The organism is Mumia quercus (assembly GCF_025506335.1).
In the GTDB taxonomy this organism is placed as follows: domain Bacteria; phylum Actinomycetota; class Actinomycetes; order Propionibacteriales; family Nocardioidaceae; genus Mumia; species Mumia quercus.
Genome location: NZ_JANZYO010000002.1, coordinates 12,287 through 25,626 on the forward strand (window position 1 = coordinate 12,287; position 13,340 = coordinate 25,626).

At 71.4% G+C, this 13,340-nt stretch carries 13 protein-coding genes; 9 read left to right on the top strand and 4 right to left on the bottom strand.

What is annotated here, in order from left to right; translation table 11 throughout:
- Window positions 1-40: 40 nt before the first annotated feature.
- The 3 genes from NYZ95_RS03425 to NYZ95_RS03435 are packed head-to-tail and all read left to right on the top strand — an operon-like array spanning window position 41 to window position 2,231.
- On the top strand, window positions 41-1,126 hold the full coding sequence (locus NYZ95_RS03425; protein WP_262848725.1) for a threonine aldolase family protein: 1,086 nt from the start codon (window positions 41-43) through the stop codon (window positions 1,124-1,126).
- Entirely contained in the window at window positions 1,123-1,422 is a 300-nt protein-coding gene (locus NYZ95_RS03430) for an Rdx family protein (protein ID WP_262848727.1), read from the top strand. Before NYZ95_RS03425 ends, NYZ95_RS03430 begins: the two co-directional genes overlap by 4 nt.
- Window positions 1,419-2,231, top strand: coding sequence for a serine hydrolase (locus tag NYZ95_RS03435; RefSeq protein ID WP_262848729.1), 813 nt, complete (start codon window positions 1,419-1,421; stop codon window positions 2,229-2,231). The genes NYZ95_RS03430 and NYZ95_RS03435 overlap by 4 nt, the downstream gene beginning before the upstream one ends.
- Here the strand turns inward: NYZ95_RS03435 and NYZ95_RS03440 are convergent.
- Window positions 2,225-2,779, bottom strand: coding sequence for a LysM peptidoglycan-binding domain-containing protein (locus tag NYZ95_RS03440; RefSeq protein WP_262848731.1), 555 nt, complete (start codon window positions 2,777-2,779; stop codon window positions 2,225-2,227). The two genes, NYZ95_RS03435 and NYZ95_RS03440, sit on opposite strands and share 7 nt — an antisense overlap.
- A gap of 129 nt (window positions 2,780-2,908) precedes the next feature.
- Here NYZ95_RS03440 and lexA point away from each other — a divergent pair, with 129 nt between their 5' ends.
- Window positions 2,909-3,622, top strand: a complete 714-nt coding sequence (lexA, locus tag NYZ95_RS03445; RefSeq protein WP_262848733.1) for a transcriptional repressor LexA — start codon at window positions 2,909-2,911, stop codon at window positions 3,620-3,622.
- 174 nt (window positions 3,623-3,796) lie between these two features.
- Here lexA and NYZ95_RS03450 read toward each other — a convergent pair whose 3' ends face one another.
- Window positions 3,797-5,710, bottom strand: coding sequence for an ATP-dependent DNA helicase (locus tag NYZ95_RS03450; protein WP_262849939.1), 1,914 nt, complete (start codon window positions 5,708-5,710; stop codon window positions 3,797-3,799).
- Window positions 5,711-6,076: 366 nt separating this feature from the next.
- Here NYZ95_RS03450 and NYZ95_RS03455 point away from each other — a divergent pair, with 366 nt between their 5' ends.
- The 5 genes from NYZ95_RS03455 to NYZ95_RS03475 are packed head-to-tail and all read left to right on the top strand — an operon-like array spanning window position 6,077 to window position 10,972.
- A complete protein-coding gene (locus NYZ95_RS03455; RefSeq protein WP_262848735.1) occupies window positions 6,077-6,943 on the top strand; it encodes an ABC transporter ATP-binding protein in 867 nt (288 codons plus the stop codon).
- 2 nt (window positions 6,944-6,945) lie between these two features.
- On the top strand, window positions 6,946-7,665 hold the full coding sequence (locus NYZ95_RS03460) for an ABC transporter ATP-binding protein (RefSeq protein WP_262848737.1): 720 nt from the start codon (window positions 6,946-6,948) through the stop codon (window positions 7,663-7,665).
- A 9-nt stretch (window positions 7,666-7,674) separates the two neighbouring features.
- On the top strand, window positions 7,675-8,565 hold the full coding sequence (locus NYZ95_RS03465; protein ID WP_262848739.1) for a branched-chain amino acid ABC transporter permease: 891 nt from the start codon (window positions 7,675-7,677) through the stop codon (window positions 8,563-8,565).
- Window positions 8,565-9,641 carry a branched-chain amino acid ABC transporter permease gene (locus NYZ95_RS03470; RefSeq protein ID WP_262848741.1) on the top strand — a complete coding sequence of 359 codons (1,077 nt, stop codon included), beginning with the start codon at window positions 8,565-8,567 and terminating at the stop codon, window positions 9,639-9,641. The genes NYZ95_RS03465 and NYZ95_RS03470 overlap by 1 nt, the downstream gene beginning before the upstream one ends.
- Before the next feature lie 5 nt (window positions 9,642-9,646).
- Entirely contained in the window at window positions 9,647-10,972 is a 1,326-nt protein-coding gene (locus tag NYZ95_RS03475) for an ABC transporter substrate-binding protein (protein ID WP_262848743.1), read from the top strand.
- Window positions 10,973-11,034: 62 nt separating this feature from the next.
- Here the strand turns inward: NYZ95_RS03475 and hflX are convergent, their stop codons facing one another.
- Both hflX and dapF read right to left on the bottom strand, forming a co-directional pair.
- A complete protein-coding gene (gene hflX / locus NYZ95_RS03480) occupies window positions 11,035-12,477 on the bottom strand; it encodes a GTPase HflX (protein ID WP_262848745.1) in 1,443 nt (480 codons plus the stop codon).
- 31 nt (window positions 12,478-12,508) lie between these two features.
- A complete protein-coding gene (gene dapF / locus NYZ95_RS03485; protein WP_262848747.1) occupies window positions 12,509-13,333 on the bottom strand; it encodes a diaminopimelate epimerase in 825 nt (274 codons plus the stop codon).
- Window positions 13,334-13,340 lie beyond the last annotated feature (7 nt).

The following is a 13,340-nucleotide window of genomic DNA, read 5'->3' on the forward strand; positions in this document are numbered from 1 at the left end:
GGTCCGATCGGGGACGGGCGGGGCGCATAGGCTGACGGACGTGGCAGCGTTCGCATCTGACAACTACGCCCCCGCCCATCCCGCGGTCCTCGAGGCGCTGGTCGCCGCCAACGAGGGGCACGCGGTCTCGTACGGAGAGGACCGCTGGACCGAGCACCTCGCGGAGGTCGTACGGCACCACTTCGGCGACCACGCCGTCGCGTACCCGGTCTTCAACGGCACCGGCGCCAACGTCGTCTCGCTGGCGGCCGCACTCCCCCGCTGGGGTTCGGCGATCGTCACCGACGTCGCCCACCTGCACACCGACGAGAACGGCGCCCCCGAGCGCGTCGCCGGCATCAAGCTCCTCACGGTCGACGCCCCGGACGGCAAGATGCACCCGGAGTCGTTCGGACCGTACGTGCTCAACCTCGGCGACCCGCACCGTCCGCAGCCGTTGGCCGTCTCGTTGACCCAGTCGACGGAGCTCGGCACCGTCTACTCCGTCGACGAGGTCCGCGGACTCGTCGACACCGCGCACGCGTATGGGATGCGCGTCCACATGGACGGCTCCCGGCTGGCCAACGCCGCCGCGCACCTCCGCCTCCCCCTCCGCGCGCTCACCACCGACCTCGGGATCGACGTGCTGTCGTTCGGCGGCACCAAGAACGGCCTCGTGCTCGGCGAGGCGGTGGTCGTCCTCAACCCGGAGGCGGTCGCCGGGATCGAGTACGTTCGCAAGATGTCGATGCAGCTGGCATCGAAGATGCGTTACGTCTCCGCTCAGCTCGTCGCCCTCCTCGACCCCGAGCGCGACCTGTGGCTCGCGAACGCCTCGGCCTCCAACGCCCGCGCAACCCGCCTGCGCGAGGGCGTCGACGCGCTCGCCGCGGAGCTTGCCCGCGACGGCAGGACGCACGACTCCGGCGCGCCGCTGTTGCACATCGCCTACCCGACGCAGGCCAACGTGGTCTTCCCTACGCTCCCCCGCGCCGTCGCCGATGCCGTACGCGCGGAGCACCCGTTCTACGACTGGCGTCCGACGGCGCACCCCGACCTCGTCGAGTCCCGCTGGATGTGCTCGTGGGACACGACCGACGAGGATGTCGACGCGTTCCTCGCCTCGCTCCGCAAGGCCTTCGGATGACCGACGACCGGCGGCCGCGGGTCGAGATCACCTACTGCACCCAATGCCAGTGGCTGCTCCGCGCCGGCTGGATGGCGCAGGAGCTGCTGAGCACCTTCGGCACCGAGCTCGGCGAGGTCGCGCTCGTCCCCGGCACCGGGGGCGTCTTCCGGGTGCGCGTCGACGACGTCCTCGCCTGGGACCGGAAAGAGGACGGCGGTTTCCCGGACGCCGCCGCGCTCAAGCGCCGCGTCCGTGACCGCGTCGACCCCGACCGTACGCTCGGGCACGCGGATCGCGCGGAGTCGGACGCGTGAGCGAGTCGGCGTTCCCGGCCCTGGCCCCGGACGTGCAGTGGTCGGTCCAGGTGCGCGACGCCGACGACGACCTCGTCCTCGCCTCGTACGGAGCCGACGTCGTGCTCCCCACCGCGAGCATCGGCAAGCTGGTGCTCCTGGTCGAGGCCGCCCACCGCCTCGCGGCCGGGACGCTCGACCCGGCCGAGCTGCTCGTGCGGACGGACGAGGACGCGGTCGCCGACTCCGGCCTCTGGCACGTCCTGCAGACAGACAGGCTCCCCGTCGTCGACGCCTGCGCGCTCATCGGCGCCGTGAGCGACAACCTCGCGACCAACGTGCTGCTGCGGCGGCTCGGGCTCGACGCCGTGACCGCGACCGCCACGCGGATCGACATGGCGCGCAGCAGGCTCCTCGACCGGGTCCGCGACGACCGCGGGCCTGAGCACGCGCCGGCGCTGTCGGTCGGGTGTGCCGAGGACCTCGCGCGGTTCTGCGCACGTCTCCACCGCCGCGAGATCCTGTCGCCGGCCGTGAGCGAGACGGTCAGCGGATGGCTGTCGCTCAACACCGACCTGTCGATGGTTGGCGGATCCTTCGGCCTCGACCCGCTCGCCCACGCCGATCCGGACCGGGGCCTCGTCCTCTGGAACAAGACCGGCACCACCGAGACGGTTCGCGGCGACGTCGGTGTGGTGTCCGGACCGCGCCGCACCCTCGCGTACGCGGTGCTGGCGTCGTGGGAGCCGGCGTACGACCCGCGCGACGGCGTCCTCGACGATATGCGCGAGGTGGGTCGCTGGCTCCGCGGGCTCGTCACCGCTCAGTAGAGCGGGACGTAGAGCGTCGTCCCCGCCTGGATCGTGCCGGGGTCGGACAGCGCGTTGAGCTGCGTGATCTCGTGGACGGTCTCACGGATGTCACCGCCGGGGTTCGCCGCGGCGGCGACGTCCCACAAGGTCTCGCCCTGCTGAAGAGTGACGGCACGGCTCGGCACGGGCTCGCCCGCCTCGGACGTGGCGATCACCTGCGTGCCGAGGCCGACGGTGAGGCCGCCGAAGGCGAGCATGGCCGCAAGGAAGACCACGAAGCGACCGCGTCGCGTCAGGCGGTACGACGGCTTGCGCGGGGTGGGCGTGCGCGGCGCCGGGCGCGGCGGGGTCGGTGCGGCCGACACGCGCCCCTTGCCTGCGGGGTGCCGCGCCACCGCTCGGGTCAGCGGCGTGTCGAGAGTGACGACAGTGCGGTCGCAGGTGCTCGGGACGGTGGTCATCGTGTCCTCCTGGTCTCGGACTGGTACGGCCTGTCCGACGGCGGCGAGGCGGCTGACCAGCTGGTGGATCCGGAGCCGGAGCCGAACACGCGTTCGATCGAACATGCGTACGAACATAACCACACGGACTGACAGATGTGAAGCAGCCACTCGAACAAACTTTCGAGTGGCGGACGACACGCGGCGGTCGAACATATGTTTGATCGTGTCGTCGCGCAGCACTAGGGTCGGTACATGACCAAAGCCGAGGTTTCCGAGCTCCCCGACGGCCCACCGGACGCTAGCGGACTGACTCCCCGCCAGCGACGCGTGCTCGAGATCATCCGCGAGTCGATCGAGCAGAAGGGCTACCCGCCCAGCATGCGCGAGATCGGCGCGGCGGTCGGTCTCGCCAGCGTCTCCTCGGTCGCGCACCAGCTCAAGGTCCTCGAGCGCAACGGCTTCGTCAGGCGCGACCCCAACCGCCCGCGCGCGATCGAGGTCCGCCTGCCCGACGTCCTCGCGGCGCGGCGCTCGATCGGCGACGCGGCCGACTTCGGCTTCGACGACACCGGCTCGGGCGACTCACGACCCGCCCCCGCGTACGTCCCGATGGTCGGACGGATCGCGGCCGGCGGCCCGATCCTCGCCGAGGAGCGCGTCGAGGAGATCATGCCGCTCCCCCGTACGCTCGTCGGCGAGGGCACCCTGTTCATGCTCGAGGTCCGTGGTGACTCGATGGTCGAGGCCGCGATCTGCGACGGCGACTACGTCGTCGTCCGCCAGCAGCCCACCGCCGAGAACGGCGAGATCGTCGCCGCGCTGCTCGACGGCGAGGCCACGGTCAAGACCCTCCAGCGCAAGGACGGCAAGGTCTGGCTCCTTCCCCACAACCCGGCGTACGACCCGATCGACGGGACCGACGCCGCGATCCTCGGCAAGGTCACCACGGTCATGCGGCGCGTCTGACCCCACGCGTCGTGTGGTGGGCGCGAGATCCCCTCGGTCTCGCGCCCACAGGTGTGTCTGGCCACTTACCGCCCGTGCGGTGCCGTGACAGGGGTACCCGAGCGAAGGTGCACCGACCCCACCGGACACAGTCGGGTCCGTGCATCTCCGCTGGGGTACCCCAGGGGACGCGCGTCACTCGGACGCGGCAGCGTCGAGCCGCTTGAGCGCCGACAGGACGAGGTTGCGGTCGACGGTGCGCCACATGGGGGGCATCGACGACGCGAGGAACCCTCCGTACCGCGCCTTCGCCAGGCGGGAGTCGAGCACCGCGACGACGCCACGGTCGTCGGCCCGTCGGATCAGCCGGCCGGCGCCCTGGGCGAGCAGGAGCGCGGCGTGGGTCGCGGCGACCGCCATGAAGCCGTTGCCCCCACGGCGCTCGACGAGGCGCTGGCGCGCGCTCATCAACGGGTCGTCCGGCCTCGGGAACGGGATGCGGTCGATGATCACCAGCTGGCACGTCGAGCCGGGCAGGTCCACGCCCTGCCAGAGGCTCAGCGTGCCGAAGAGGCACGCCTGCGGATCCTCGGTGAACCGCCGCGCCAGCTCGGGCAACTGGGCGTCGCCCTGGCACAGGACCTCGACCTCGGGCAGCCGCTCGCGTACGACCTCGGTCGCGGCCTCGGCCGCCCGTCGCGACGAGAAGAGGCCGAGGGTCCGCCCGCCGGCGGCCGAGACGAGGTCGACGATCTCGTCCAGCGTCGCCTCCGCCATCCCGTCGCGGCCCGGCGGCGGCAGGTGGCGGGCGACGTAGAGCATCGCCTGCTTCGCGTAGTCGAACGGCGAGCCGACGTCGATCGCGTCCCAGGCGAGCACGGACTCGTCACGATCCTCCGACTCACCTGTCGTGGCCGCCGCGGCGCCGGCCTGCTCGTTCGCCCACAGCCCGACCGAGCGCGCGACGGAGTCGAATCCCCCGCCGAGCTTGAGGGTGGCACTGGTGAGCACGACCGTGTTCTCGCCGAAGAGCTTGTCGCGCAGCGTCAGCGCGACGTCGACCGGCGCGATCCGCAGCTCGTTGCCGCCGCGAGAGCCGTCGCGCTCGGCGAGCCACAGGACGTCCGTGTCAGAGGCGACCGCCATCCGCTCGGCGATCTTGCGCACCTCGTCGACGAGGCCCTTGACCTGCTGGCGCGCCGCGTCGGTGTCGCCCTCCTGCGCCTCCTTGGGCATGGCGGAGTGACAGGCGCGCGCGTTGTCCCGCACCAGCGCGAGCGCGTCGGCGAGCTGGTCGGTCGGTGAGGCGATCCGGCCGGGCGGAGTCACCTCGAGCGCGTCGCGCAGCGCGTCGCTCGCGTCCTCGAGGTCGTCGGCCTCACGGCCGCGTACGAAGGCGCGGGCGCGGCGCGCCGCCCGCTCGACCATCGGCGGCGACAGCTCGGCCGTCGACGCCTGCGTGACCCGGGCGACGAGCTCGTGGGCCTCGTCGACGACGACGGTGTCGTACTCGGGCAGCATGGGCACGCCGTCGATCGCGTCGATCGCGAGGAGCGCGTGGTTGGTGACGACGAGGTCGGCGTCTGCGGCGGTGTCGCGCGCCTGCTCGGCGAAGCACTCCTGCGCGTACGGGCAGCGTGCCGCGCCGAGGCACTCCCGCGCGTGCACGCTGACCTGCCGCCAGGCGCGCTCGGTGTGGGCGGGGGCGGAGTCACGGTCGCCGACGCCGCCGCGGTCGGACTCCTCCTCGGCCCAGGCGCGCAGCGTCACGACCTCCTCGCCGAGCGACCCGGTCGGGGCCTCGATGAGGACCCCCTGCTCGTCGGGCGCGCCCTCGCGGACCCGGTGGAGACAGGCGTAGTTGCCGCGTCCCTTGACGACCGCGTGCCTCGGCGTCCGTGAGAGGACGGTACGGGCGCCGTCGAGGAGCGCCGGGATGTCGCGCTCCACGAGCTGGTGCTGCAGGTTGAGCGTCGCTGTCGCTACCACCACACGGCGGTCGTGCAGGAGGCTCGGGACCAGGTAGCCCAACGACTTGCCGGTGCCCGTCCCCGCCTGCACCAGGAGGTGGCGCCCCTGCGCGAACGCGTCGGAGACCGCCTCGGCCATCCGTACCTGCCCGGCGCGCTCCGTGCCGCCGACAGCGTCGACCGCGGCGTGCAGGACCGCACCGACCCGTGCGTGTCGCTCGGACTCGGCGGCGGGCGGTGCTGGGCGGTCCGAGATCGACGAGGTCACCGACGCAGCCTACCGACCCGCGGCCCGCCCACGCGGCGGCGACTCACAGGCGGTGTGGTCGCGGCGCGCAACGGCCTGGCCGCGCGAGTCACCATCCGGTAACGATTGGCCCCTCTGCTCCGACTAAGCGCTTGCTTAGCGCTCAGAGATGGGTAGCGTTCGGCGGCAACGAGGTCATGTGGTCCGGGTCACACGCCTGCCCAGATGACAACCGCCCCCTCTCTCGGAAGGACGCGTATGACCCCTCCTGTCGAGCCCACCCCCGACCCGCCGCCGCGGGGCGCGTTCGTGGCCGAAGGAGTGACCGTCCGGTTCGGCGGCCTCGTCGCCCTCGACGACGTGGGCCTCCGGGTCGAGCCCGGCGAGGTCCACGGCGTCATCGGCCCCAACGGCGCCGGCAAGACCACGTTCTTCAACGTCTGCTGCGGGTTCGTCCGCCCCGACTCCGGCACCCTGACGTGGGAGGGCACCCAGGTCGAAGGGCTCCGCGCCCACGACCTCGCCGGCCTCGGCATCGCCCGTACGCTCCAGGGCGTCGGCCTGTTCGCCGGCATGAGCGCGCTCGAGAACGTGATGACCGGTGCCGCGGTGCGGTCGCGCAGCGGCTTCGCGTCGGCGGCCTTCGGGCTCCCGCGCGGGCGCCGCGACGAGCAGGCGCTGCGCGAGCGCGCGATGCAGGCGCTCGCGGACCTGGGTGCCGCGCACCTCGCGCCGCGCTACCCCGGCATGCTGCCGTACCCCGACCAGAAGAAGGTCGCGCTCGCCCGCGCCCTCGTGGCGGAGCCGCGGCTCCTCCTGCTCGACGAGCCTGCGGCCGGCCTGTCGGAGGGCGAGATGGACGAGCTCGGCGACCTCGTCCGGCGCCTGACGGAGCGCATGTCCGTGCTCCTCGTCGAGCACCACATGGACCTCGTGATGCGGGTGTGCGACACGATCACGGTCCTCGACTTCGGCCAGGTCATCGCCCACGGCGCGCCTGCGGAGGTCCGCGACGACCCGAAGGTCGTCGCCGCCTACCTCGGCGCCGAGGTGACCGGCGGCAGCGAGATCGACACGACCTCGCTCGACGGCGGCTCGGCCGTCACGGCGACGAAGGAGGTCTGAGCATGCTCACGATCACCGACCTCACCACCTCGTACGGGCCGGTCCGTGCCCTCGACTCGGTCGACATGACGGTCGAGGCGGGACGCATCACGGCGGTCCTCGGCGCCAACGGGGCGGGCAAGACCTCGCTCCTGCGGACCGTGTCGGGACTCGTCCGCCCGTCCTCGGGGACGATCACCCTCGACGGCACCGACATCACCGGCGCGCCGGTCGAGTCGATGGTGCACCGCGGCATGGCCCACGTCCCCGAGGGACGCGGCGTCATCGCCGAGCTCACGGTCGAGGAGAACCTCCGCCTCGGAGCGCGGGGTGCCGCCAAGCGCCCCAGCGACGCCCCGGCGCCCGTACGCACGCTGGACGACGCCTACCAGCTCTTCCCCGTGCTCGGAGACCGGCGCAGCGCGCAGGCGCACACGCTGTCCGGCGGCGAGCGCCAGATGCTCGTCATCGCCCGGGCCCTGCTGGCCAGGCCCACGCTGCTGCTGCTCGACGAACCGTCGCTCGGTCTCGCGCCCCGGATCGTGGCGCAGATCTTCGACCTGATCCGCACGCTGGTGGCCGACTCCGGCCTGACGGTGCTGCTGGTCGAGCAGAACGCCCGCAGCGCCCTGTCCATCGCGCACACCGGTGTCGTGCTCAACCTCGGCAAGGTCGTCGTGACCGAGTCCGCCGAGGTCCTGCGCAACGACACCGCGCTGCGCCACTCGTACCTCGGGTTCTGAGGAGGGACCATGACCGACGACATCCAGAAGCTCGTCAACGTCCTGCTCAACGGACTCACCCAGGGCATCGTGATCGCCGCGTTCGCGCTCGCGCTCGTGCTGATCTTCCGGTCGACGCGGATCATCAACTTCGCGCAGGGCTCGCAGGCGATGTTCACCACCTACCTCGCGCTGACCCTGCTCAACCGCGACTTCCCGTACTGGGCGGCCTTCGCCGTCGCCCTCGCGGCCGGCTTCGTGATCGGCGCCGTCCTCGAGCGGGTGGTCATCCGGCCCCTCGAGGGCGGGATGGAGCTCAACATCGTGATCGCGACGCTCGGCCTCTACGTGGCGATCCAGGCGCTCGCCGCGATCCTGTTCGGGTCCGACTACCAGTCGTTCCCCTCCCCGTTCGGGATGACCGGCTTCCAGGTCGGCGACCTGAACCTCGCCCTGACGCCGACGAGCATCTTCGTGCTCTGCACGGTCGGCGTCGTCGGTGTCGGGCTCACGCTGCTCTTCCAGAAGACGCAGCTCGGGCTCACGATGCGCGCCGCGGCGTTCGACGGCGAGGTCTCGCGCATCCTCGGCATCAAGGTCTCCCACCTGCTCACCTTCGGGTGGGCGCTGGCGGGCCTCGTCGGCTCCGTCGCCGGCATCCTCGTCGCGACCGGCACCTTCATCTACCCGAGCTACATGGAGACGCTGATCGCGTTCGGCTTCATCGCCGCGGTCATCGGCGGGCTCGACAGCCCGGTCGGCGCAGTCGTCGGCGGCGTCCTGCTCGGCCTCGTCAACTCGCTGGTGTCCGGGTACGTGGCCTCCGGCCTGGTCACCCTCGCCGCGTTCGCCCTCCTGATCGTCGTGCTCCTGCTCAAGCCCGGCGGCCTCTTCTCCAGCACCACCGCAAGGAGGGTCTGATGTCGACCGACACCACTGCGAAGCGCCTGCTCGACCTCAACCTGACCCGGAGCCTGCTCATCAGCCTCGGCGTCCTGCTCGTCGGGGTGCTCCTGCTGGAGTCCACCGACCGCTACACCAACACGCAGCTCTCGTCGCTGACCTACTACGCGATCGCGGCGATCGGCCTGACCGCGCTGACCGGTCTCAACGGGCAGATCTCCCTCGGGCACGGCGCCCTGATGGCCGTGGGTGCCTACACGACCGCGCTTCTGCTCGACACGGAGTCGCCGCTCCCCTTCCCCGTGGTGGCGCTGGCCGCCGTCGTCGTGACGTCGGTGGTCGGGTTCGTGGTGGGCATCGGCGCAGCACGGCTCCACGGCCCCTACCTCGCCGGCGCCACCCTCGCGCTGGCCGTCGCGCTCCCGAGCGTCGCGCTCTACTTCAAGGGCACGTTCAACGGCGAGGTCGGCCTGACGGTCGCCTCGCCGCGGCCGCCGGAGTGGTTCGTGTCGTTCATCGACGCGGTGTCGGGCGAGTTCGCCACGTCGTCCAAGTACGTCGCGTACCTCGGGCTCTTCTGCCTCGTCGTCGCCCTCTTCTTCGCGCTGAACCTCCGCCGGTCCAAGGTCGGACGCCACTGGCGCGCGGTGCGTGACCAAGAGGTCGCGGCCGAGATCGCCGGCATCAACCTCGGCCGTACGCGCGTGCAGGCGTTCGTCATCAGCGCCGCGTACGCGGGGCTGGCGGGCGCGGTCATGGCGGTCGTCGTACGCCTCGCGGCACCGAGCGCGTTCACCATCGTCCTCTCGCTCTCGCTGCTGACCGCCGCGGTGATCGGAGGTCTCGGCAGCATCACCGGCGCCTTCATCGGCGCCGCGGTGCTGGTCTTCCTGCCGCCGTGGGTCACCTCGCTCTCGACCGGCTCGGGTCTGTCGGACACCCAGGCCGCACAGATGTCGCCGTTCATCTACGGCATCGTCCTCGTCCTCGTGATGCTCCTCGCACCCGGAGGAGTGATGGGGACCCTCTCGACGGCATGGCGGCGTGCACGCCTGCGCCGTCTCCACCCCGCAACACCCACCCAGAAGGGATGAGATCCATGGCTCATCAGCCCAGGCCGACGCGCAGGAGTCGCCGGCTCGTACTCGGAGCGGCGCTCGCTGCCTCCGCACTGGTCGTCGCCGCGTGCGGCGGTGGTGACGACGACGGCGGCTCGAACGATCCCGGTCTCACCGAGGAGTCGATCAAGATCGGCGGCCACTTCCCGCTCACGGGTGTCGCGGCACCCGGCTACAGCGAGATCCCGCTCGGTCACAAGGCGTACTACGAGTTCGTCAACGCCAACGGCGGGGTCGGCGGTCGCGACATCGAGTTCATCGCGCGCGACGACGGCTACAACCCGGCCAAGACCTCGGAGGTCGTCAACGAGCTGGTCCTGAAGGACGAGGTGTTCGCCATCGTCGCCGGCCTCGGCACGCCGACCCACCAGGCGGTCACGAACTTCCTCAACGCCGAGGGCGTCCCCGACCTGACCGTGTCGTCCGGCTCGCTCCTCTGGGACAACCCGGAAGAGCTGCCGATGACGTTCGGGTGGCAGCCCGACTACGAGTCCGAGGGCAAGGTCATCGGCCAGTACATCGCCGAGAACATGCCCGACGCCAAGGTCGGCATCTTCGGTCAGGACGACGAGCTGGGCGAGGACGGCACGCGCGGCCTCGAGCAGTACATCGACGACCAGATCGTCGCGCAGGTGAAGTACGTCCCGGGCAACACCGACGTCGGCCCGCAGATCGCCGAGCTGCAGAAGTCCGGCGCGGACGTCGTGGTGGGCTTCAACGTGCCGTCCTACACCGCGCTGTCGCAGCTGGTCTCCATGAAGCTCAACTACAAGCCGACGTGGTTCTACACCAACGTCGGCTCGGACTCCGGGCTCGTGGGCTCTCTCCTCGAGGAGTTCTCGCAGGGCGCCATCAAGGGTTCCAGCCCGCTGGCCGGTGTCTACACGACCACGTACATGCCGCAGGCGTCCGAGCCCGACAACGAGTGGACGAAGCTCTGGCAGAAGGTCTGGGACGAGTACGGTGACGGCTCGCCGCTGACCAACTACAAGGTCTACGGCATGTCGCAGGCGTTCACCGTGGTGGACGCGATGAAGCGCACCGGCGACGACCTCAGCCGTGAGTCGCTCGTGGAGACGTTCGAGCAGGAGGGCGGCGACCTCGGCGGCCCGAACTACGTGCCGTTCCGCTACTCCGAGGACCGCCACGCGGGCATCGGCGGGCTCAAGCTGGTCCAGATCCAGGCCGACGGGACGACCACCGACAAGACGCCGGTCCTGCAGACCGACGTCGGTGACGCGGAGATCGAGGAGTTCACCGGCGACGTCGGCACCCCGCCGGAGTCGGGCATCCCCGGCGATGAGTAGGCTCTGACAGGACGGGCGCCGAACCACGTGCGGGTGGGTCGGCGCCCGTTCTCGTGCGTCTGTCAGGCGTACGCGGCGAGCGCGCCGGCGAGGTCGTCGTGGACGCGCGCGACCACGTGCGTGCCCTCGGCGGTGTGCTCGAGCGTGTCGATCTCGCCGTGCAGGTGGATCTGGTTGAGCAGGTCCCCGCGCTCGTACGGGAGGACGACGTCGACCTTCGCCGTGGGCGTCGGCAGGTCGGCCTCGATCGCGCTGAGAAGCTCGTCGATGCCCTCGCCGGTGCGTGCCGACACCACGACCGCGTGCGGCTCGCGCGAGAGCAGCCGTGAGAGCACCAGCGGGTCCGCGGCGTCGGCCTTGTTGACCACGATGATCTCGGGCACGGAGAGGGCGTCGATCTCGGCGAACACCTCGCGGACGGCGTTGATCTGGCCCTCCGGGTCGGGGTGCGAGCCGTCGACGACGTGCAGGACGAGGTCGGCGTCGGACACCTCCTCGAGGGTCGACCGGAACGCCTCGACCAGCTGGTGCGGCAGGTGCCGGACGAACCCGACGGTGTCCGACAGCGTGTACTCGCGGCCGTCGGAGGTCTCCGTCCGCCGGGTCGTCGGGTCGAGGGTGGCGAAGAGCGCGTCCTCGACCAGCACCCCCGCCCGGGTGAGGCGGTTCAGCAGGCTCGACTTGCCGGCGTTGGTGTAGCCGGCGATCACGACGGCCGGCACCTGGTTGCGCTGGCGGTTGGCGCGCTTGGTGTCGCGCGTCTTGCGCATCTCCCCCAGCTCGCGACGGAGCTTGGCGATGCGGTCGTTGATCCGCCGGCGGTCGGTCTCGATCTTGGTCTCACCAGGACCACGCGAGCCGATGCCGCCGCCGTCGCCGCCGACGCGTCCACCAGCCTGGCGGGAGAGGTTGCCACCCCAGCCACGCAGGCGCTGCTTCATGTACTGCAGCTGGGCGAGCTCGACCTGCGCGCGGCCCTCGCGGGACTTCGCGTGCTGGGCGAAGATGTCGAGGATCAGGGCCGTCCGGTCGACGACCTTGACCTTGGTGCGGTCCTCCAGGTTGCGCAGCTGGCTCGGCGCGAGCTCGCCGTCGCAGATCACCGTGTCGGCGCCCGTGGCCTGCACGATCTCGGCGAGCTCCTCGACCTTGCCTCGACCGACGTACGTCGCCGGGTCGGGACGCTGACGCCGTTGGATCAGGCCGTCGAGCACCTCCGAACCGGCGGTCTCGGCGAGGAGCTTCAGCTCGGTGAGAGAGTTCTCGGCGTCGGTCGCGGACCCCTCGGTCCACACGCCGACGAGGACGACACGCTCGAGCCGCAGCTGGCGGTACTCGACCTCGCTGATGTCCTCGAGCTCGGTCGAGAGTCCGGCGACGCGGCGCAGGGAGTTGCGGTCGGCGAGGTCGAGCTGCTCGCCGTCGTGGGTCTCGTCAGACCGGGGCTGCTCGTTCAGAGCGACAGCCTCGTCGGTCTCGTACGTGGTGGGTTCGTGTGAAGTCATCTGTCCCTTGCAACGTCGGCGGTGCGCTCGATCATCCCAGCCACGTCAGGTCCCCGCGAGCGATTATGACCGCCGGACCGGCGAGGACGGCGTGACCGTCGGCCTTCCAGGTCACGTGCAGCGTGCCGCCGGGGACGTCGACGCGGTATGTGACGTCGCCTCCGTCGGCGGGATCGGCGCCGTCGGCGGCGGCGCTCGCGAGGGCCACGGCGACCGCGCCCGTCCCGCAGGACCGGGTCTCCCCCGCGCCGCGCTCGTGGACCCTCATCGCGACGTGGCGCGGGCCCTGGCGCGCGACGAACTCGATGTTGACGCCCTTCGGGTAGACCGACGCGTCGTACTCGGGCTCCTTCAGGAGGGTGCCGGCGTCGTCCAGGTCGTCGACGAACGCGACGGCGTGGGGGTTGCCGACGTCGACGTGACGCGCCGGGCGGACGACCCCCTCGGTCGTGACCTTCGACTCGCCCAGCAGCCGGGGAGTGCCCATGTCGACGGCGATGGTGTCGCCGTCGTACGTGACGACCTTGACGCCGTCGCGGGTCGCGATCGGCACCGGCTGCGTGGGGTCCACGAGGCCTTCGTCGGCGAGGTAGCGGGCGAACACGCGTACGCCGTTGCCGCACATCTCGGCGATCGAGCCGTCGGCGTTGCGGTAGTCCATGAACCACTCGGCGCCGGCGTCGTCGCCGGCCCGGACCGCGCGCAGCACGCCGTCGGCCCCGATGCCGCGGCGGCGGTCGCACAGCGCCGCCACGAACGAGGCGTCGAGCGCACCGTGGACCGTCCCGTCCGGGTCGGGCAGGATCACGAAGTCGTTCTCAGTGCCGTGGCCCTTGAGCCACGCGAAGGTCGTCACCCCGCCA